Source organism: Pseudoalteromonas sp. AWH4_217 (genome assembly GCF_056161105.1).
This window is the reverse complement of the sequence record NZ_JBSWYM010000009.1, coordinates 181,280-202,618: the sequence shown is the minus strand read 5'-3', so window position 1 is coordinate 202,618 and position 21,339 is coordinate 181,280. Positions and strand designations below refer to the sequence as shown.

22 protein-coding genes are annotated in these 21,339 nt (G+C 46.8%); 16 read left to right on the top strand and 6 right to left on the bottom strand.

The features are described 5' to 3' along the window. Positions 1–33: 33 nt before the first annotated feature. From tsaB to ACXAH1_RS13240, 4 genes are all read right to left on the bottom strand, one after another. Positions 34–720: a tRNA (adenosine(37)-N6)-threonylcarbamoyltransferase complex dimerization subunit type 1 TsaB gene (tsaB, locus tag ACXAH1_RS13255; protein ID WP_475197308.1), complete on the bottom strand. Its 687-nt coding sequence runs from the start codon at positions 718–720 to the stop codon at positions 34–36. After that, entirely contained in the window at positions 710–2,632 is a 1,923-nt protein-coding gene (locus ACXAH1_RS13250) for an ATP-dependent DNA helicase (protein WP_475197307.1), read from the bottom strand. Before ACXAH1_RS13250 ends, tsaB begins: the two co-directional genes overlap by 11 nt. Positions 2,633–2,979: 347 nt before the next feature. Beyond that, entirely contained in the window at positions 2,980–3,273 is a 294-nt protein-coding gene (locus tag ACXAH1_RS13245) for a hypothetical protein (protein ID WP_475197306.1), read from the bottom strand. A 70-nt stretch (positions 3,274–3,343) separates the two neighbouring features. Next, positions 3,344–3,544, bottom strand: coding sequence for a DUF1289 domain-containing protein (locus ACXAH1_RS13240; protein WP_475197304.1), 201 nt, complete (start codon positions 3,542–3,544; stop codon positions 3,344–3,346). 211 nt (positions 3,545–3,755) lie between these two features. Here ACXAH1_RS13240 and ACXAH1_RS13235 point away from each other — a divergent pair, with 211 nt between their 5' ends. Next, complete coding sequence (locus tag ACXAH1_RS13235) at positions 3,756–4,430, top strand: 2OG-Fe(II) oxygenase (protein ID WP_475197303.1); 675 nt, start codon at positions 3,756–3,758, stop codon at positions 4,428–4,430. Between the two features lie 48 nt (positions 4,431–4,478). Here the strand turns inward: ACXAH1_RS13235 and ACXAH1_RS13230 are convergent, their stop codons facing one another. Next, complete coding sequence (locus ACXAH1_RS13230) at positions 4,479–4,706, bottom strand: hypothetical protein (protein ID WP_475197301.1); 228 nt, start codon at positions 4,704–4,706, stop codon at positions 4,479–4,481. A 348-nt stretch (positions 4,707–5,054) separates the two neighbouring features. Here ACXAH1_RS13230 and hisG point away from each other — a divergent pair, with 348 nt between their 5' ends. From hisG to ACXAH1_RS13180, 10 genes are all read left to right on the top strand, one after another. Beyond that, a complete protein-coding gene (hisG, locus tag ACXAH1_RS13225; protein ID WP_475197300.1) occupies positions 5,055–5,954 on the top strand; it encodes an ATP phosphoribosyltransferase in 900 nt (299 codons plus the stop codon). Between the two features lie 6 nt (positions 5,955–5,960). Beyond that, entirely contained in the window at positions 5,961–7,253 is a 1,293-nt protein-coding gene (gene hisD, locus ACXAH1_RS13220; protein ID WP_475197299.1) for a histidinol dehydrogenase, read from the top strand. Further along, a complete protein-coding gene (gene hisC, locus ACXAH1_RS13215; RefSeq protein WP_475197297.1) occupies positions 7,250–8,308 on the top strand; it encodes a histidinol-phosphate transaminase in 1,059 nt (352 codons plus the stop codon). Before hisD ends, hisC begins: the two co-directional genes overlap by 4 nt. A 2-nt stretch (positions 8,309–8,310) precedes the next feature. Then, positions 8,311–9,372, top strand: coding sequence for a bifunctional histidinol-phosphatase/imidazoleglycerol-phosphate dehydratase HisB (hisB, locus tag ACXAH1_RS13210; protein WP_475197296.1), 1,062 nt, complete (start codon positions 8,311–8,313; stop codon positions 9,370–9,372). Continuing rightward, positions 9,369–9,959, top strand: a complete 591-nt coding sequence (gene hisH / locus ACXAH1_RS13205; RefSeq protein WP_475197294.1) for an imidazole glycerol phosphate synthase subunit HisH — start codon at positions 9,369–9,371, stop codon at positions 9,957–9,959. Before hisB ends, hisH begins: the two co-directional genes overlap by 4 nt. A gap of 10 nt (positions 9,960–9,969) precedes the next feature. Beyond that, entirely contained in the window at positions 9,970–10,704 is a 735-nt protein-coding gene (gene hisA / locus ACXAH1_RS13200) for a 1-(5-phosphoribosyl)-5-[(5-phosphoribosylamino)methylideneamino]imidazole-4-carboxamide isomerase (protein WP_475197293.1), read from the top strand. Beyond that, positions 10,686–11,459, top strand: a complete 774-nt coding sequence (gene hisF / locus ACXAH1_RS13195) for an imidazole glycerol phosphate synthase subunit HisF (protein ID WP_475197291.1) — start codon at positions 10,686–10,688, stop codon at positions 11,457–11,459. Before hisA ends, hisF begins: the two co-directional genes overlap by 19 nt. Continuing rightward, on the top strand, positions 11,456–12,067 hold the full coding sequence (gene hisIE, locus ACXAH1_RS13190; RefSeq protein WP_475197290.1) for a bifunctional phosphoribosyl-AMP cyclohydrolase/phosphoribosyl-ATP diphosphatase HisIE: 612 nt from the start codon (positions 11,456–11,458) through the stop codon (positions 12,065–12,067). The genes hisF and hisIE overlap by 4 nt, the downstream gene beginning before the upstream one ends. A 101-nt stretch (positions 12,068–12,168) precedes the next feature. Beyond that, positions 12,169–12,657 carry a hypothetical protein gene (locus ACXAH1_RS13185; protein ID WP_475197288.1) on the top strand — a complete coding sequence of 163 codons (489 nt, stop codon included), beginning with the start codon at positions 12,169–12,171 and terminating at the stop codon, positions 12,655–12,657. Between the two features lie 214 nt (positions 12,658–12,871). Then, a complete protein-coding gene (locus ACXAH1_RS13180) occupies positions 12,872–13,423 on the top strand; it encodes a YkvA family protein (RefSeq protein WP_475197287.1) in 552 nt (183 codons plus the stop codon). A 52-nt stretch (positions 13,424–13,475) separates the two neighbouring features. Here ACXAH1_RS13180 and ACXAH1_RS13175 read toward each other — a convergent pair whose 3' ends face one another. Next, a complete protein-coding gene (locus tag ACXAH1_RS13175) occupies positions 13,476–15,263 on the bottom strand; it encodes a M61 family metallopeptidase (RefSeq protein ID WP_475197286.1) in 1,788 nt (595 codons plus the stop codon). Between the two features lie 181 nt (positions 15,264–15,444). Here ACXAH1_RS13175 and ACXAH1_RS13170 point away from each other — a divergent pair, with 181 nt between their 5' ends. The 5 genes from ACXAH1_RS13170 to ACXAH1_RS13150 all read left to right on the top strand — a co-directional run bounded on the left by ACXAH1_RS13170 (position 15,445) and on the right by ACXAH1_RS13150 (position 21,305). Beyond that, positions 15,445–16,977, top strand: coding sequence for a GGDEF domain-containing protein (locus ACXAH1_RS13170; protein WP_475197285.1), 1,533 nt, complete (start codon positions 15,445–15,447; stop codon positions 16,975–16,977). A 14-nt stretch (positions 16,978–16,991) separates the two neighbouring features. Next, positions 16,992–18,335 (top strand): nucleotide 5'-monophosphate nucleosidase PpnN, encoded by a 1,344-nt coding sequence (gene ppnN / locus ACXAH1_RS13165; RefSeq protein WP_475197284.1) that lies wholly within the window; start codon positions 16,992–16,994, stop codon positions 18,333–18,335. A gap of 64 nt (positions 18,336–18,399) precedes the next feature. Further along, positions 18,400–19,179, top strand: a complete 780-nt coding sequence (gene xni / locus ACXAH1_RS13160) for a flap endonuclease Xni (RefSeq protein ID WP_475197283.1) — start codon at positions 18,400–18,402, stop codon at positions 19,177–19,179. A gap of 57 nt (positions 19,180–19,236) precedes the next feature. Next, the gene (locus ACXAH1_RS13155; protein WP_138543332.1) at positions 19,237–19,620 is read left to right on the top strand and encodes a DUF3192 domain-containing protein; all 384 of its coding nucleotides are present in this window, start codon (positions 19,237–19,239) and stop codon (positions 19,618–19,620) included. Continuing rightward, entirely contained in the window at positions 19,620–21,305 is a 1,686-nt protein-coding gene (locus tag ACXAH1_RS13150; protein ID WP_475197281.1) for a hypothetical protein, read from the top strand. The genes ACXAH1_RS13155 and ACXAH1_RS13150 overlap by 1 nt, the downstream gene beginning before the upstream one ends. The last annotated feature ends 34 nt before the right edge of the window (positions 21,306–21,339 follow it).

Below are 21,339 nucleotides of genomic sequence, written 5' to 3'. Positions count from 1 at the left end.
AAATACACAATGCACCAATTAAAGATTAGCCTGTTATTCGCGCCCAGGCAACTTCTTCCAGGTCACCGTATCTCTGACATACTGAGGCTGAGCATCTGCTGCATTCACAACCTGTCCTGCTTCAAACTGTTCAGCACCAGTGATCAGCATGTACTCTGCATGAGGCAACGTAATGTCTGTATTCAGGTCCAATGACAGCTTCCCGGCAACGTCTGAATATGTCTGCCAGCCGGTGCCCACGGCCAATGCACCTTGATAGTCACCTTCTATGAGCTCAGGCTTAATCACTATTTCTTCTGTGAGTGCTACGGCCTGATTATTCTCTCCTCTGGTGTAGTTGCACAGATAAACTTCACCCATGCGGGCATCAATAGCCACCAGTACCTGTTGAGCAGTTGTCTGGGCAAACGCTTGCTGAGCCATCGCTTGCAACGTCGAGACACCCGCCAATTGCAAATTGCCCGAGTAAGCCAGCCCCTGAGCGACAGCAACCCCTATACGTACCCCGGTAAAACTACCTGGACCACGGCCAAACACAAGTCCATCCAGATCTTTTAGCTGACAACCGGCGTCAGACAAAATCTGTTTTATCAGGGGCAGTATTTTCTGACTGTGTTGCTGAGGACATTCTTCAAAATGACGATAGATCTTGTTGTTGTACGACAACGCCAGGCTCAGTGCTTCGGTTGAAGCATCCAGGGCAAGCAAATTATATTTCATGCTGGTCAATATTCTCTAAAAATGACAATGCCTTATCCAGATCACGGGTCCGTGACATGGGTGGCAAACTTTTAATAAAGGTTTCACCGTATTTTCGCGTAACCAAGCGATTATCGCAAATAATTAGCACACCTTTGTCCTTTTTATCCCGGATCAGACGCCCAACCCCCTGTTTTAGTGCGATTACAGCAAGAGGCAACTGAATATCATCAAACGGCTCTTTATCCTGCAGCTGTGCATCCTTCATCCGGGCTTGTAGCAGAGGATCGTCAGGTGAAGTAAAAGGGAGTTTATCTATCAGTACACAACTCAATGTATCACCACGCACATCAACCCCTTCCCAAAATGAAGCCGTTCCCATGAGCACAGCATTCCCGTGGCGAACAAACTGCTCCAAAATTATGCGTTTAGAGGCTTGCCCTTGCATAAATACAGGATATTCTGTTGCAGTACTCAGTCCTTCGTACACCAAATGCATGACCCGGTAACTGGTAAAGAGTAAAAACGTTCGTCCTTTAGCTGCATTGATCACCTGCTTGGCAATTTTTACCAAAGCATGGGGCATCAGCTCGTCTTTACTTTCAGGAAGGTAGCGAGGCAGGCAGAGCATGGCCTGCGACTCATAGTCAAATGGGCTGTCGACAATAGCCTGGTGATCAGGCTTAAGCCCCAGGCTGGCATTAAAGTGCGCAAGGCTATTGTCCACCGACAAAGTTGCTGAGGTAAATACAAAGCTGGCTTCGCTTTTAGCCATCATGTCTTTAAACCGAATGGAGACATCCAAAGGCGTGATATGAATTGTCAAAAAGCGTCGGGTCGTTTCGAACCAATAGCTAAAGCCAGACAAACTAACGTCAAAGGCTCTATCAAGTTGCCCTTTAAAAGATAAGACTCGCTCCAGTGGATGTTCAATTTTGTCTGAACGGTCGAGACATAGCTTGAGTACTTGATACAAAAAGTCCAGATTGCTGATCACTCTGTGCAAGGCATCACAGATCACCTTATCCTGTAGCTTTTCTCGCCAATCTCCACGGGCCCCGTCGCTGCCGAACACCAGTCGCAGGTCTGCAACACTGGTCTCTAACTTGTTCAGCGTTTTGCCTAGTTGCAGCATATCGGGTATATCGCTGCGATAAATGAGTCTTAGATCGTTAATCAGCGCCTGCAACTGTTTAGTGCTTATGGACTCTCCGAAGTAATCGGATGCAATCTCGCCTAGCTGGTGCGCCTCATCAAATATATAGGTATCTGCTGTTGGCATCAGCTCGGCAAAGCCTGATTCTTTCACCGACATATCGGCAAAAAACAAGTGATGGTTGATCACCACCAGATCAGCCTCAGCGGCTTTCAACCTGGCCTTACGTATGTAACATTCTGCAAAGTCAGGACAATCCTTACCCAAACAGTTATCAGCTGTGGAATTAACATAAGGCAGCACTTTGGCGTCTTCTTCTATACCGACACAGTCCGCAAGGTCTCCGCTTTGGGTTTCTGTGGCAAACTTTGCCACCATCGCCAGCTGGTGCATGACATCGGGGTCGTCACTGGGCACATGCGCAACATGCTCATTCAGACGATAAGTACACAGGTAATTCGCCCGGCCCTTGAGTAAGGCAACTTTGCGACCCTTACCAAGCGCTTTGAGTAGCTCAGGTAAATCTCTGTGGTAAAGTTGCTCCTGAAGTGCTTTAGAGCCAGTTGAAATGATGACCTTTTTATTGTTCAGAAGTGCCGGAACCAGATAAGCAAATGTTTTACCTGTACCTGTACCAGCTTCAACCACACATTGTCCACCCTCTTTGACCACCTGATCTATGGCTTCGGCCATATCAATTTGGGGCTGTCTTGGCTGATAACCGTTAAAGTGACGAGCCAGGGGACCGTTTTCTGAAAAATACTGTGTGATAGACAAAATTAAAAGCACTGCATTATAACTAGGCGGGGCAATTTTATGGTGGATAAGGGGTAAGCGCAAGTAGGCTTGTTTCCTATAGTGGTCAGTCAGAACCTTTAAGTCCTGTATTCTCTGGTGCACCGGGCGTGTTGTTTTACTACATTGTACTCGGGCCAAAAAATAAGTACCTGGCTTTGTAGTTCTGGTTCAATGAAATCCTGTCAATTAAGACACCAATTCATTTTATGGCCCTGGTGTTTTTGCTTATCAGACAAAATTAGAAGCACCAGATAGCTAATAAATCAACCCGTGTTATTTCTCGACGGCGACAGTTCTAGACACCTTTAAAAACAGATTGATACCATTCATCGACTTCCAAATACCTTTTTATACCAATATGATTGTTGATTGTGCTTAAACCATACTCTGTTGCCTTCACACAGAAATGCCCTTAGCTGTTTCATGTTGACGCCGTAGCGATAAAACAGGGCGATAATCTCTCTTAGTTCTTCATCATCAAGTGACTTATCTGTCTCAATGATTATCGAAAACCCTTGTCCAAAGACATCATTAACACAAGACAACGCATTTAACCGGTCGAAAAAGCTCTGCTCATCCGCCGGTGATAAAAACTTAACGCTCTTTGCTTCTAACTTCATATATTTTTAATTTTTATGGCACATAGATATTATGGAGCGGTTGTTGTCAGCAGATACAACCATGTACACATCAGCGCACTCTTCTTTTCTCGCACGCTTCTAAAATCATTCTTTTTTGTTCATTGCTGGATGACTGCCAGTTCATGATTTCATTTAGCGTACGATAACAGCCAACACAGACATCGTTATCATCAAGACAACAATGGCGTATACAAGGCGATGCCACCGACACAACTTCTTGCGCAGATTCAGGCTCTTTGTTCACGCTCATCAATCAACTCCGCAATGATTTTTAAGACATTATACCCCATTAGACACAAGCTGAAATATTTTGCTTGCCAACAGATAAAAAGTGACTATTATGCGCGCAGCAAAGCAGGCAGCAAGCCATAAAGCCCAGAGCCATGAGGTTAAGACTACTTCTTCTCTTTTGCTTTAATGACACACTTTTATGTTGATACGACTTACTATAGGAAATCAGGTTGGCCGCTTTAGTTCATTTTCGTGCAGGGCACGGCGATTCGCCCACAGACGATACACTGTTTTCACTCATTGCTGATGATTTACTGAGCCAGGGTTATAGCATTCGCCCGGGCGCACTCCCATGCGACCTGGCAGACGATTTACTGGCCTATCAGCACAGTTTAAGTACGCAAAAGTATGAACATGCCGGCATTGGCCGTGGCGATGATTTTTTGCATAACGATTTTGTGCGTACAGACGAAATTTGCTGGATAAACGGCGAGTCAGAGCCCGGACAGCGCTGGCTTGACTGGACCAGCCGGTTACAGCAGTTTTTGAACCGTCGCCTATTCATGGGACTGTTTTCATTTGAAAGTCACTTTGCCCATTACGCCAGTGGCAGTTATTACAAACGCCACTACGACGCGTTCAGAGGTGAAACCAACCGCGTCCTCTCGCTGGTTACCTATCTGAATCCTGGCTGGGGAAACAATGATGGCGGTGAAATGGTGCTTTATCAGGATGACCATGACCTTGAAGGGATAAAAGTAGTACCACTACACGGCACACTTGCCTTGTTTTTAAGTGAAGAGTTTCCTCATGAAGTACTCCCCGCTAAACGAGACAGATACTCTATTGCAGGTTGGTTTAGGGTTAATACCTCCATTTCAGGCAAAATAGACCCGCCAAGATAAAGCCTGACACTAAAGCCCGGACAAAACACCTTGTCCGCGGCTTAGGTATTAGGCCCATGTATCTAAATGCTGTTCTTCGTCGTCGATCTCACTATCATCTTCGTCTTTTTTGCGGGTATCTTCCTCTTGATGTTTTTGTTGCGCCATCTCCAGTAAGTGCTTTTTACGCTTAATCCTTTCTGTTCGGTTGTCGAGCACTCCCGCAACTTTAAACGGGCCATCATGACTCACCTGCAACCGAACTATCGGCGCCAGAAACGGCTTAAATGCATCCATAATCCACCTCATTTCGTGGTATTTCATGCCTTTATTATCGACAGTTATAATTTATTCTTTAATTTATGCAAAAAAGTACTTGCACGCAATTCCTCTCCTGTGTTTATCTATAAATACATTTTGAGCGCCTGATGCGCGTCACGTTTTAGATAAACAACAAGAGAATCTGACATGCTTATTACACTGACAGCTATCCATCATCACCATCATACACCGGGATAACCTGTCAGGTATTTCGCTGGTGGGTTATTCCTTCAAGGAACCTCCGGCGAACTAGCACTCAACATAATTTATTTTCGCCCTGAGGTTCCCTCGGGGCTTTTAGTTTTTAAACTTAGGAAATAAATTATGAACACCAACAACCGTTTACGAATTGCAATTCAAAAATCTGGCCGCCTTTCTAAGGATTGTCAGTCACTGCTTAAACAGCTTGGAATTAAATTAAATCTGCGCGAACAGCGCCTGATCGCCCACTCTACCAATATGCCAATCGATGTCCTGAGAGTCCGAGATGACGATATCCCGGGTTTGGTAATGGATGGTGTGTGCGACTTAGGTATTGTTGGCGAAAACGTACTTGTAGAAACGCAGGCAGAACGACAACGCAACCAGCAACCCAGCGAAGTTACTCAACTTGCAAAACTCGACTTTGGTTATTGTCGTCTGGCACTGGCCTGGCCGCAGGAGCTGGGTATGCAGGATAAGAGCTGGTTCAACGGCAAACGCATCGCAACCACATACCCGGAGATTTTGAAGCAGTACCTCGAACAAGAGCAGATTGATGCCAGTGTCGTTATGCTAACGGGCTCGGTAGAAGTTGCACCTCGTGCTGGCCTTGCCGATGCAATCTGCGATTTGGTATCGACCGGCGCAACGCTCGAAGCAAACGGCCTGATGCAGGGCGACACCATTTTAGAATCGAACGCTTGCCTTATCCAAAGCGCCAATCTTAATGAGGACGATAAACTCTCGCTTATCAATAAGCTGATGCCTCGTTTGCGTGGTGTGAAACAGGCAAAAGAAAGCAAATACATTATGTTGCACGCGCCAAAAGCGAAACTTGATGAGATCTGTGCGTTGTTACCGGGGACAGGTCAACCAACCCTGCTTGCTCTGGCCGGAAGCGAAGAATATGTTGCTCTGCACATGGTCAGCAGCGAAACCCTGTTCTGGGAAACCATGGAAGAGCTCAAAGCGCTTGGCGCAAACTCCATTCTTGTTATGCCAATCGAAAAAATGATGGAGTAACGACGCATGTTTAACTGGAATGAGGCGGACCGGGCTCAACAAAAGGCTGCACTTGAACGCCCGGCCGTAACTATCAGTGATGAACTGGAAAAAGTCGTTGCAAAAATCATTGCAGAAGTCGAGATAAACGGTGATGAAGCGTTGCTGGAATATGCCCGTAAGTTCGATAAACGTGCTCAGCCTCGGTTACTGGTATCCGCTGAAGAAATTCAGGCCAGTGAAGGCGTTATTTCAGCGCAACTAAAACAGGCCATTGACCAGGCTTACAGTAATATTCGCGCTTTTCACGCACTACAAGTGCCTGTAGAAAAACGTCTCGAAACACAACCTGGTGTGATATGCGAGCTTAAGTATCAAGCCATTGATGCGGTTGGTCTATATGTCCCGGGAGGCAGTGCGCCACTGCCCTCTTCTGTACTGATGCAAGGGGTCTGTGCGCAACTGGCAGGGGCACAAACAATTGTGTTGTGTACTCCGGTAAACGGCGAACAAGGTATCGATCCGGCCATCTTATATGCAGCGAAAAAATGCGGTATTACCACAATTGTTGAAAGTGGTGGTGCCGGTGCAGTTGCTGCGATGGCACTGGGTACCCAGAGCGTGCCTAAAGTAGACAAAGTATTTGGACCCGGCAATGCCTTTGTGACTATGGCCAAACAGCTATTGTCGCAATCGCTTCCGGGGTTTGCCATTGATATGCCCGCAGGACCCTCAGAAGTATTGGTCATTGCCGATGAACGCGCTAATCCGGCTTACGTTGCCGCGGATCTGCTCTCGCAAGCCGAACACGGCCCCGACTCTCAGGTACTGCTGCTCAGCAATAGCAAACAGCTTATTAAAGAGGCCCAGGGCGAGCTGGATCGTCAGTTGTTGCAACTAAGCCGCGCAGACATCGCCAAACAAGCGCTTGAAAATAGCACGCTTATTCTGGTCGAAGATATTGAACAAGCATTTGCGGTTAGCGCCGATTATGGACCTGAGCACCTGATCTTACAGCTCGGTGAACCAGAGCCCTATCTGCCTTTAGTGAAAAATGCCGGCTCTGTGTTTGTTGGTGACTACACGCCAGAGTCAGCGGGTGATTACGCGTCAGGTACTAACCATGTCTTACCAACCTATGGATACAGTCGCTGCTATTCGAGCCTCAACCTGCTCGACTTTTATCGCACCTACACGCAACAGACAATCAGTAAAGGGGGTTTACAGTTGCTAAGCAAGGCTATTTTACCCCTGGCAGAGGCAGAAGGCCTGGATGCCCACGCCAATGCTGTCAAAATAAGGCTGGAGAACAACGCATGAGTCAAATTCAATTACCTGAAAACATCGCCTCACTGAACGCTTATAGTTCAGCAAAGAGCGAAAAGCTCACCGGCACAACCTGGCTTAATGCCAACGAAAGCCCTTATTCACGGCGTGTAAGCCTCAATTTTGAAGCACTCAACCGCTATCCGGATCCACAACCCGAAGCGGTGATCAACGCTTACGCCAGTTATGCGGGTCTTAGCCCAGAGAAAGTGTTGATGACACGTGGCGCTGATGAAGGCATCGAGCTGTTAGTGCGTACTTATTGCACACCCGGACAAGACAAGATTGCTTTGTTCTTGCCCACGTACGGCATGTATAAAGTAACGGCAGATACCCACAATGTCGGGGTCACAGCACTTGAGCAGAGCCTGTTGAAACAAGGCAGCGCCGCAGAAATTGCAGACGCTGTTGGCACCGCCAAGCTGGTATTTATCTGTAATCCCAATAACCCAACCGGCGCAACAGTAAGTACAGATAAAATTGCTGCGATTGCTGCTGCCCTCAAAGGCAAGGCACTGGTAGTCGTCGATGAAGCTTATGTTGAGTTTTGTGAACAACTCACCGCGGCGAGCCTGTTGTCGGATTTCGATAACCTGGTGGTGCTGCGAACCTTGTCAAAAGCCTTTGCCCTGGCCGGACTCAGAACCGGGTTTACCCTGGCTTCTCCCGACGTGCTTGCACCAATCCGCAAGGTTATCGCTCCTTACCCGGTGTCTGCTGTAGTGGCGCAAATCGCACAGGAAGCGCTGACTCCGGATGCCATTACCCAAATGCGCCGTCAGGTCAGTATTCTCAATAAAGCAAAAGAAAAGCTCACTGAGACACTTGGAGGATCCGAAAAAATTGCCAAGGTCATGATTGGCGAAGGCAACTTTATTACAGTCCAGGTACGGCAGGTAAGCGATATTAAACAGGCGATGCAATCAGGTCTTATCATGCGTCCCTTTACCCTCTTTGGTGAGGATAATTGGTTACGCATTTCAATTGGTAGCGAGCAGGAATTAGAACAAGTCAGACGCTGGCTGACACAACCACAGGCAGAACAATAACAATGAGCACACCTTATTTATTCATCGACCGGGATGGCACATTAATTGAAGAACCCATTTCGGACAAACAGGTAGACAGTCTGGAAAAACTGGCCTTGCTGCCCAATGTGATCCCGGCTTTACTGTCGCTACAAGCCGCAGGTTACAAGCTAGTCATGGTCTCAAATCAGGACGGACTGGGCACCGATAGCTTTCCAGAGGAAGACTTCGCCCTGCCCCACAATCAAATGATGGCGATTTTTACCAGTCAGGGGATCCGTTTTGAAGAGGTGTTGATTTGTCCACACTTTGACGAAGACAACTGTCAGTGCCGAAAACCAAAAACAGGTTTGCTGACCAGCCTGATGCGCTCGGGCAAAGTTGATCTTGCGAACTCCTATGTGATTGGTGACAGGCAAACCGATGTAGAACTGGCTAACAATCTGTGTATAGAAGGTATCCTTTATGATGACAACTGGCCAGAAATTGTCACCCAATTGACGACCCAAAACCGTCAGGCATCAGTACAACGTAATACCAAAGAAACGCAGATCAGTCTGGCACTTAACCTGGACCAAAATAGTTCCGGGTCAATCAGCACAGGGCTTGGCTTTTTTGACCACATGCTGGATCAAATTCGCACTCACGCAAACATCGGTCTGACGATAGAAGCCAGTGGTGACCTGCATATCGATGAGCACCACCTGGTGGAAGACATTGGCATCGCCCTAGGTCAGGCGCTTAAACAAGCACTCGGGACTAAGTCACAAATCGCCCGTTATGGATTCGCTCTGCCAATGGATGAATGCAAAGCTGAGTGTCAGCTGGACTTATCTGGCCGGGCATCATTTGTGCTGAACGCCGACTTTAGTCGCGAAAAAGTGGGCGATCTGGATGTGCAAATGGTTGAGCACTTTTTTAAGTCGCTGGCAGATAACGCCAACATCAGTCTGATCCTATCGGTAAGCGAAGGTAACTGCCACCACCAGGTCGAAGGCTTGTTTAAAGTCTTTGCGCGAGCGCTGCGTATGGCCATCGCAAAAGATACCAGCCAGCAAACTGCAAGCTCTAAGGGGTGCTTATGATCGCCATTATTAATACGGGCTGTGCCAATATCAACTCGGTACGCTTTGCCTTTGAACGTCTGGGTGTGGATCCGGAAGTGATCCGCGACCCGGCACAGCTAAAGCAATTTGACAGAGCAGTGTTGCCGGGCGTCGGGCACGCCTCTGTGGCAATGAAACGCCTGCGCGATCAGGGTTGGGACAAGGCCATCGCTGAATACCAGAATCCGCTCATGGGCATTTGTCTTGGTATGCAGCTACTTTGTGACGAAACCGAGGAAGGGAATGTTCAGTGTCTGGGCCAAATTCCCGGCAAAGTCAGCTACCTTGAAACTGGTCAGTTAACCAGTCCGCACATGGGCTGGAATACTCTGTCTTTGTGTACTACGCACCCACTGACACAGGGGCTTAACCCAGACGATCAGGTGTATTTTGTCCATAGTTTTGCCCACGCCAGCAACGCCAACACACTGGTCGAAAGCGAATATGGCACACGTTTCTCTGCCGTGGTTGCCAAAGACAATTATGCCGGTATGCAATTTCACCCGGAGAAAAGCGCCAAAGTCGGTGCAACATTACTGAATAACTTCCTGAGCTGGCAATTATAAGGACAAGATAATGATCATTCCTGCATTAGATGTATTACAAAACCAGATTGTACGCCTGTATCAGGGCAAGTATGACACCGCACAGTTCTACCCTTTCGAACTGGCAAGTCGCTTAAAATCGTATCAGGATGCGGGTGCCGCAAAATTGCACCTGGTTGACCTGGAAGGCGCGCGCGACCCACAAAAGAAGCAATGGCAACAGATCCAGCGAGCCACTGCGGAACTGACGGCCCCTTATCAGGTCGGTGGTGGGATCCGTCGTTATGAAGACGTGAAGCAATGGCTTAAAGCGGGTGCGCAACAAGTTGTGATTGGCTCCATGGCCGTAGACAGCAAAGAAGAAGTTGCCGCATGGATTGAAGAGTTTGGTGCCGAGCGCTTTGTCATCGCACTGGATGTAAAACGCAGCGCATCAGGTTGGGCAGTTGCCACCCATGGCTGGCTCGAGGAGTCTCAGTTAAGCCTGTTCGAACTCATTGATTTTTACCTGGCGCTGGGCGTGTATGATTTCTTATGTACGGACATCAGTAAAGATGGCACCATGACAGGCCCCTCTTTTGCACTCTACCAGGAAATTGTCGCGCACAGTCCAGGGGTCAGGGTTCAGGCTTCGGGTGGGGTCAGCAGTTTAGATGATATTCGTAAGTTGATTGAACTGGGCGTAAGTGGAATTATTCTGGGTAAGTCGTTACTGGATGGCGCATTTACTGTTGAGGAGGCAATTGCATGTTATCAAAGCGCATAATCCCTTGCCTCGATGTCAAAAATGGCCAGGTTGTTAAAGGCGTTAAATTTAAACAACACGAAATCGTTGGCGAGATCCTTGAGCTAGCCGCGCTTTACAGTCAGGCCGGGGCCGATGAACTGGTGTTCTATGAGATCAGTGCCAGCGTTGAGAAACGCTTGCTGGATGTTAACTGGGTCAGGGACATAGCCCGCCATATTGATATTCCTTTTTGCGTCGCCGGTGGCATTAAGTCGGTGGCAGATGCCGCAAAAGTCTTGGAACAAGGTGCGGATAAAATTTCCATTAACAGCCCGGCAATCGCGCGGCCCGAACTCATTAAAGAGCTGCACGATGAATTTGGCAAACAATGCGTGGTCGTTGGCATAGACAGCTTTTTTGATGCCACCACCGGCGAATATCTGGTGTACCAGTTAACCGGCGACCCTAACAGCGCGAGCCAGACACGCTATAAAACCAGTGAATGGGTTCAGCGTGTTCAGGAACTCGGAGCCGGGGAAATTGTCCTCAACTGCATGAACCAGGATGGCGTACGAAAAGGCTATGACATTGAACAGCTGAGCAACATTCGCAAACAATGTGACGTACCACTGATTGCCTCTGGCGGCGCTGGTACTATGCAGGACTTTGTCGATGTATTTCAGCAAGCCGATGTCGACGGCGCGCTGGCAGCCAGCGTTTTTCACAAACAGCTCATTGAAATTGATAGGCTTAAACAATATTTAGCGGCTAACAAGGTGCCTTGCAGATTATGAAACTCACTCCGGACAACCTCACAACTCTAGATTTTGATAAAATGGCGCTGATCCCTGCCATCGTTCAGGACGCACAAAGCGGCGTTATCCTGATGCAGGGCTTTATGGATCAGACTGCACTCAACGCAACTTTTGAAAAAGGCCTTGTCACCTTCTACTCTCGCTCAAAACAGCGGCTGTGGACCAAAGGTGAAGAGTCAGGCAATGTGTTAAAGCTGGTTTCAGCCTATACAGATTGCGATCGCGACAGCCTGCTGCTGCTTGCAAACCCAGCCGGACCAACCTGCCACCTTGGCACACAAAGTTGTTTTGACGATGCGCGTCCGGCAATTAGCTTCTTGTCTGAGCTGGAGCGCGTCATTTGCGAGCGTAAAGACGCCGATCCAGAACAAAGTTACACGGCTTCTTTGTTTGCCAAAGATCTCAGCCGCAGCTGCCAAAAAGTTGGTGAAGAAGGCGTTGAGGTGGCACTGGCGGCCATGAAACAAGATCAACTGGAATTGCGCAACGAATCTGCGGATCTGCTCTACCACCTGATTGTATTGCTACAACGCAGTGGTTTATCCCTTGAGCAGGTTGTAGAAACGCTGAGCGAACGTCATAAATAATGCTGAGTTTTCTGCGAACTCAACCTGCTTCATGCTATGCTCAGGCCAGTTGAGTCATTTCAGGCTCGACTGGCTCCACAATTAAGATGAAGGACATAGCCATGAATCATCGCCAGTTTATTCTCCCTATTGCGCTGCTATCACTCACCGCATGCCAACAATTGCCTGCCGACGTACAAAACCGCGTCGACACATTGAGTGACTGTGACAAAATACTTGCCCTGACACGCGGAACTCAAGATGACTTTGCCCAACTTAAAGGCAGCGAAGTCAGCTCACCACTGATGAGCGCATGGCAACCAAAGGCCCACTTAATCGCTAACAGTTGTCAGATCAATCAATACAGTAGCGGGCGTGTCGCCTATGAATGCACTAAATCATTCATTACCGAGTCTGACGCGACAACACTGTTTAATAACGTCGATCAGCAATTAAGTGCCTGTCTGGGCACCTCATGGCAAAAAGACCAAGTAAAAACCACTGCCCTGCTTTACACCAGTAGCGCTTCAGATGCAAAAATTACCCTTAGCCAAGGGACTGGCCTGGATCGAAAAACGCCTTGGGTTATCTCATTAGAAATTTCCCAATAGCAGCATCACAGGCAGGTGTTTATCATCTGCCCGACTTTTGTCTAATTTGACAACAAACACGCCGCATTCTTTAATAAATCTTTGATCCGCTCTTAATTATTAGTACCTAAAGTGGCATAGTGTTGTTAGCAGTTAAGGTGGGTTTGACAACTTATCAATAACCACCTAACTTCAGACATCACAATAAAAAATTAAAATCCTCAGGGAGAATCCAGTGTCAATTGAAATCAACTTTGAATTATCCGATGCCGATCTAGCGCATTTTCGTAGCATGATGAATGCGACTATCGAAAAAAGCCAGGGTTTGAGCGACGACGAAATCATCAGCAAGGCCAAAGAGCTGGTCAACAACATGGAAAAGTCTAACTTACCTGAGTTCGTGCGCACGCGCATGATGTCACTTGCCGCACTGATTGATGCAGTGCAGGACGAAGAATGGCAAATGCCAGAAGATGAAAAGCGCGAAATCATGCTATCTTTGGCCTATTTCAGTGAACCTGAAGACATAGTGCCAGATAATGTCCCTGTGCTGGGTTACATTGATGATGCCATCATGATTGAGCTGGTGTTGCAAGAATTGTCGCTGGATTTAAGTGCTTATCGTCAGTTCTGCGGCTTCCGCGCAACTGAAGAAGCGCGCCGTGGTGATGCCGCAAAAGTTGACCGCGAAACCTGGTTGGCTGGTACGCGCTCTCAGATCCGCTCTTCTATGCGCCGCAATCGCTCAAGCACGAAGAAATCACGCTTCTTTTCGCGAATTATGTAATTTAATCGATTTTAAAAAAGGGAGCCTCGGCTCCCTTTTTTTTGTGTCGTGCTTATTGGCTTGTTTGCCCCGCATTAGGATGCGGCACACCCATCCAGGCGCGATACAACATCTGTTGACGCTGCGTAGGCTGCGACAGTGCTGTGACCTGTTTTGGTTTTGATTGTACTTCGCTCAGTGTCATTTCTGTAGACATCAGTTTATTGCGACGAATAAAGTCAACAACCACCTTTTGCCCAGGCTCAAACAGTGCCATTGTTTTGTCCAATGTATTTCTCACCTGATGCTTGTTAAGCGCCACCAGTTTATCGCCACTTGTTAATCCGCCCTGCCACGCATTGCCGTTGCGTGCCACATGACTTAACTCAAGCAACTCGCCGTTTGATTTTGCCTGACCGTCAAAACCGGCAATAGTCTGACTACCTGCAGGATATTGATAAGCCAGTCCCACTTTTTCAATCAAGGTTCCCACATCCAGTATAAACGGCGTATCAATGTTCTTTGCCCACCACTGGGTGTAATCCTGACCACTGATCTCTTTAAGGATATCCAACACATCTTGGCTATTAAACGAGTTTGGCAACGCATGGCGCTTTGCCAATATAGCGTGCACGTCACGGTAACTAACCTTCCCATCACTGTCGTCCAGTAGCTTAATATCCAGCATCATCGAAACCAAAGCGCCTTCTGAATAAATATTAGTGCTGAAGTTTTTGCCATGGTCGCCGCCCTGATTAATCCATTTATCAAAGCTGGTTTGCGCAACACTTTGTATTTCTCTACCCGGTGTTTTCAGATGGCGATTAAGTCGCTTAGTCAAACCTTTATAATACTCTTCATGAGTAATGATCCCTGCACTAAGCAACAGAAAGTCTTCGAGGTAGCTGGTAGAGCCCTCCGACAACCAAAGCAAGTCAGTGTAATTTGGGTTGACATAGTCATAGGGCACAAGTCCGGCTGGACGGTAATTTTTTACGTTCCAGGTATGGATAAACTCATGAGCAGCGGTTGAAATAAATCCAATGTAATCATCACGCTTGGCAAAGGCATCTCTGTGGCGTTGAATAATGGTTGAGTTCAGATGTTCCGTAGCGCCCCTAGCGCCGCTGGTCGCATGAACCATGAAAACATAACGCTCATAAGGATAATCCTGCCAGATAAGACTGCCCGTTTGAACGAGCTTCTTCAGGTCGCTGAGCATCAGGTCAACGTCATAGTTACCTTCACCCCAGATCACCAATTCATAGTCCCGGCCATCAACACGAAACGTGTGAAGTTGATTAATCCCCGACTCGATTGGAGAATCAACCAGAACATCAAAGTTAGCCGCAGAAAAGCGATGTTTGTTCCCCGCGAATTCCATACCTGAGACGGAACGCCACGGCTCAGGTACCTTCATTTGAACTAGAACCGGCTCGCTACGAAATGATTCGCTGAACATGAAAAAGCCCGAGGCATCAACAAAAGCATGGCTATCATCAATATGCCTCGCTCTGAGGCCGAGTTCATTTGCGTATACCTGATAGTTCACTGTCACCTCAGTAGGACTATCAAGATGAACACGCCAAGTGCTTTTATCTACTTTGTGCCACTCAAGTTCTTGCCCATTCGCATCGACCGCATCGAATGCGCGGATCCCGTTTGCAAGATTAAGAATTTCATAACGTCCGGTTCGCCAGTCAGCGAGTTTGATATCCATGTGCGCCTGGGCACTCTTTGGAAAGGTAATTTCAACTTCGCCAAGGTGGTGTTCTGGTTCTGTGATAGTCAGGGTATATTCAACATCTGCAAACGCAGGGAAAGCACTCAAAGCAATGAGCAGGGAACAGGTTTTTTTCATAGAGTAACAGTAAAATAGCAAATATAGGGCTAAGCTAACAAAAAAGTCTGAGTCAATACCACCAAATACGACGAGTCAACGGCCAAAATAGGCAGATCTACGACTTAAAATCTTCCACATTAATCAGTAATTTGATGTAGACTTGCTAATGAGTAGGTTAAAATAAGAATGTTAGGTTTCTGTGACTGATAATACTGCGCGATTAGAGAAAAAACTATCACAAGCAATTGAAGCAAGAAAAGCGCTGGAAGAAGCGAGAAAACAGCAGGTAGATACTCTGTCTGAATTTGCTGCAAAGCTCACCCTTGGCTGTAAAGGACAAGACGTGTCTTTAGACAATCTGTTGGCTAAGTATCGTAGTGCACTTGCAAAGGGGATGGACTTTGAGCACCTTGCCCCCTTGATCGAAAATACCAGTGTTCAATTAAAACAGCTAGATAGCACTAACTCTGCCAATCACCGCAATCTTGTGACACATATTCAAAGTGCGGGTAAGCAGCTGCAAAAGCTACGTGGGGTGCCAGAAGATACCCGTCGCAAGTTACGCAACTTACTCGACAACGAACTGGGTGACATCGATGCTATCCCAGAGTTTGTTCCTTTACTTGATAAGCTTTTACAATTTTATCTTCAGGTCTTTGATGCCAAATACGACATTGATACTTCGACGCAACAAAACAACCCAGAGTTAGCAACTGAATTACTTGGGCTGACCAATGAACTTGTTTTTGAAGATGATGTTGCTGACGAAGTAAAAGCCATCAAGCACAGTATTTCGACCGATTCAAATATAGACTCATTGCTGGAGAATGCGATTGCTGTTATTCGAATTTTTGCTAAGTCGATCGCACGTGAAAGGCAATCAGCTCAAGGTTTTTTGGTATCTTTAAACCAAACTCTGGAAGAATTACATAAATCTATCTTAGATACTACGAGTCATTCCAAGTCCATCAACAAAGAGCTCAATGCGTTAAATGAACGTATTGAATCAAAAATCAAACGGCTAACGGAAAACACTCAAAAAGCCTCCTCAATTGCCGAACTTAAAGGGCTAGTCGACGATGAGCTTGCTCAGATAAGTAAGGACTTAGTGGAGCGTGAAAACATCGAGCGCCGGGACAAAGAAGCCTTGCTCGAGAGCTTTGATACGATTAATAGTCGTATTAATGTACTTGAGAACAAAGTCAATACCTACAAAAAGCGGCTTAATGAGCAGAGATTTAAAAGTCTTCTGGACGGCTTAACCAAACTGCCTAACCGATCGGCCTTTGATGATAGATACAGCCAGGAATTTCATTTGTTTGAGATACAGGGCAATGACGTTACTTTAGTCGTTGTTGATGTAGACCACTTTAAATCTATCAATGATAAATATGGCCACAGCGCAGGAGATAAAACACTTCAGGTGATTGCGCGTGCACTGAAAAAATCTATCCGTAAATCTGATTTTATTGCACGATACGGCGGCGAAGAGTTCGTCATTCTTATGCCTGGTATGCCAATTGAAGCAGCCTATGCACCGCTGGAAAAAATTCGTGCAACGGTTAAATCAATTCCGTTTCGCTTCAAAGACAAAGAAGTGCGGATCACTATCTCATTAGGGGCAACACAGCTCAAAGAAGGCGACTCAAAATTGACGGCCTTTGATCGTGCCGACGAAGCCCTGTATGAAGCTAAAAACAGCGGCAGAGATAAACTTTGCTTACGTGATTAACAAGGAGACTGCCTATGCATGTACAGTTGAACCCAACAGGTGTACTTAATCTACTCTCTAAACTGGAAGTCGATCTGCTTCAACAGTCCTCAACGATTGAGCGATATCGACTATTCAGAAATTGTGTTTTAGCAGTACTTAATGTAGGCAGTCATACAGACTCTAGCTACGAGATTTATAATAAGTATCAAGACTTTGATATTAAGCTCATTGCTCGTGAGCGTGGTATAAAAATAGAGCTGACAAATCCTCCAGAATCCGCTTTCGTCGATGGTCAAATCATTGCCGGGATCCATGAACACATTTTTTCCGTGATCAGAGACATTTTGTTCATCTGCCAGCGCCACGAGGAACAGATTAAAGATCCCAGAGCTATTACGCACATGGTCTTTGATATGTTGCGTAATGCCGATGCACTCGAAGTTAACACCGACCCCAATATGGTTGTCTGCTGGGGTGGTCATTCTATCAATGAAGAAGAATATAAATATACAAAAGAAGTTGGTTACCAACTTGGACTCAGAGGCCTGAATATCTGCACCGGGTGCGGCCCGGGCGCGATGAAAGGCCCAATGAAAGGCGCGACTATTGGTCATGCTAAGCAGCGGATAACGAGTAACCGCTACCTTGGATTGACTGAACCCAGCATTATTGCTGCCGAGCCGCCAAATCCTATAGTCAATGAGCTAGTGATCCTGCCTGACATAGAAAAGCGCCTGGAAGCGTTTGTCAGAACCGCACACGCCATCATCATTTTTCCTGGCGGTGCAGGCACAGCTGAAGAACTGCTCTATCTGCTCGGGATCTTACTCCACCCGGATAACGCCAAGCAACAGCTGCCTGTTATATTAACCGGCCCAAGCTCGGCAAAGGCCTACTTCGACGAACTCTGTAATTTTGTAGAGAAAACACTGGGCAAAGAAGCCCTGAGTAAATTTGAAGTGCTGGTTGACCAACCTGAGCAAGTTGCACAGAGGTTACGCAGGGGTATGGAGCAGGTCAGAGAATATCGTAAAGTTCAAGGCGATGCCTATTACTTTAACTGGACACTGAAAATCGAAGATCAGTTCCAGCAACCATTTGAACCGACTCACGAGAATATGGCAGGCCTGGATTTACACTTAGCGCAGCCTAAGCAAGATCTGGCTGCCAACCTGCGCAGAGCGTTTTCTGGTATAGTAGCAGGTAATGTAAAGGAACAAGGTATCACTGCCATCAAGCAGAAAGGGCCTTATACCCTCAGCGGTGACGCTTCTTTAATGAGCGATATGGACAAGCTGCTACACGCTTTTGTTGCACAAGGCAGAATGAAATTACCCGGCAGTACTTATGTGCCCTGCTATGAAATAAAATCATGACACTTGGGTAAGGTACTGCCTTACCCCCTATTTTTAACCTCTAAGAAATCCCCCTAATTCACACATGGCAAAACTACTTCTTATAGATGCACTTAACCTTATTCGGCGAATCTACGCAATTGATGCTGATCAACAGGGAGTGAGTGAACAGCAAGTCATGCAATCATGTAAAGCTCGTGTCAGCAATGCCTGCACAAAACTGCTTCGGCGCGTTGAACCAACCCATGCGATTGCCGTTTTTGATGGCGAGCGCAGCTGGCGCTATCATTATTACGCGAATTACAAACACAGCAGAAAGCCTATGCCTGAGTCACTCAAGCAAAACCTCTCCCGGATTGCCGAAGGGTTTAAAACGTGCGGTATTACCACATTTTTCCCGGAGCAAGATGAGGCTGATGATGTTATTGCCACGCTGGCAAGCAAAGCAAGCCACAACCAGGTGCCCTCAGTGATCGTGTCAACGGACAAAGGGTTTTTGCCTCTGTGTTCAGACAAAGTGGCCGTTTACAACTATTTTTCCCAATCCTATATGAGTCATCAGCAAATTTTGGAAAAGTTTTCAGTGCCTTACCATGCACTCACAGAATTATGGGCATTAATGGGTGATAAAACCAATGATATCCCAGGTGTTAAAGGTGTAGGAAAAAAAACCGCCATAGACCTGATAACAGAGTTCGGTGATGTTGAACAAGCCTTAAACACATCAAGCCTCTCGTCGACTACCCGACGCAAGCTAGAAGCGGGTCTGGATGACTTTATTTTGAGTAAAACACTCGTTTCACTACAAACTGACATCAATCTTGGCTTTAATTTAAGTCAACTCAGAGTGATTGAGCGCAAATAACTTGTTCCGGTCATGCGCTTCCGTTACGCTAGCTTCGGGAGTTTTTGGTGTATTTCAATGATTAAAAAGGTTTTACAATACGTTTTTCTTGGTCTTGCCGTATACGGTGTCATTGTGTATCTGGTCATTAATTTCTATAAAGATGACCCTCAGGCCATGATCTGGCAAGACAGAGAAGCCTTCAATAAACGTTATATCAGCAAGCTCAAGCCCGACATGGTAGTCGAACTGGATGAGGTGTTAGAAACGCTTGGCAGCCCTGACCTGACCTATGTTAAGTCAGAGGGCGATCGCGTGCTGCAGATCGTCTTTTACAGAACACAGCTGGTTAAACCGGATGGGATCACCACGCAAGATGAATGTACCGGATTACTGTTTGAAAATGGCCAGCTTACACTTTGGGGAGCTGGCGCAATTGTTGCGTACGACAAGGCTTTCTAATGACTGTCAATGAGGATATAGCAAGGCAGCTGCATAAACTCCTGACTCAATCTGAGTCCGTATTGTCCTTGTACTACGATAAGGCTAGCTGGCCTAAAATTGATGTCACGCTTGCACAGCTCGCTGAACAATACACCCGCTTGTACCGCCAAGCTCCGAATGCCCTGCATGCCCATCTACACTTTGTAGCCACTCCTTACAGACATTCAACTAACGTGCTGGTTAAGCAGTCAATATTGCTGTGCATGCTTGGCTATGCCCATGGTTATGCAGAGCAAATGATCCATGAACTGTTGGTTGCAAGCTTTGCCAGTGTATTGTGCGCCAGTCGCGAATATGACAAAGTCGCAGCTGATAAGTCCTTATCAAGTGTCGAGTCGAAAAAACTCAGACTGCGCCATCAACTGGCTGTTAAAGTACTAAGTGCCGGACAACTACAGTCGCCTCAGGTAACCCGGATCCTCGCAAGGTTATCTGGCTATGAGCTGTCTATCTGTCGCAAACGCGCCACACCTTTGTATGACAATGTGACATTACTGGTCGCTATTGCGACTCAGATTTCAGTCGCATTAATGAAAAAGGATCATCGAACTTCTCTGCCAGCCGTTATTAAGCAACTGTATCTGAATAATACCCATACTTTTTTGCAAATCAGTTTGCAACTGCTTGCCAGGCAGCTTGATGCCTACCCAGCAGGGGCAGTGCAACAACACCCTGATCATCAGGCACTGTTACTTAGCGAGGAAGAAAACCATGCAATTCTTGCGATTATGCAATCAGGGAAAATCTCTCGCCTGATCAAAACACAAAGGCGTTATCGGCAGTGCTACCGTGTGCTAAAAGTGTCAGATCCACAGCTGTTATATCGTGTATGGTCTCGTATCCCGCCCATGTCGCTGGCAACATCTTCGGATCAGATGACCGAAGCCTTACATGTAGTCGAACAGCTTGGAGGCGCAAACTTTGGTAGCTTCAGAGCCATAGAAAAAACGATAGCGCCATTCCCAGAAATTGAAACAGCCTTGTCACAAGCGGCAAGACTCTACAACAGAGAAGCACAAAAAGGCGCAAATCTGCGACATTGCCTCACTATGGTTGGCCTGGACGCAGCGGCATTACTTTGCCAGCGGGTATTGGTTGAGCAATTAATAGTGCAACTTAAGCACCCTTTTGCAAAAGACATTTGGCATAAATATCAATTATTCGCTCAGGTATTGGCCGCACTTGTACAGCAAAATTATGGCCATCACTATGAACACATACTCTCTCCGGTAAGTGCTGCTATCGCATTTATGCTGAAGCGACACAGTGTAGACATAAAACGATTTCCCTTCGCCATCGACTCATCTGACAGTACTCACCCGGTTTCTCTGGCACAGCTATTTGGCTTTGCAGAGTTCAGTGAAGAGGAGTTCAAGCACTACTTTCATAATCATTTTGCCTCCAGTGATGCCCACCGTGCGTTTGAACAGTCTGAACTATCTCGTAAATCGAAACTCTCGGGCCTGGCACTCACCTTTACCGCTGTGAAGATATTAACTTTGTTAATCTGCGACTCAAATTTTGAAACTTCAGCCTGGCAACGTCAGGTGCTGGAAGATCAGGCCAGATTGCATGACTGGACTAATCTTGACACCCTGATGACACACCTTCAGTCCATCGGCTTATACAATTTAATTGACTGATATTTACCCGATAAATAACATGCATTTCGGGTAT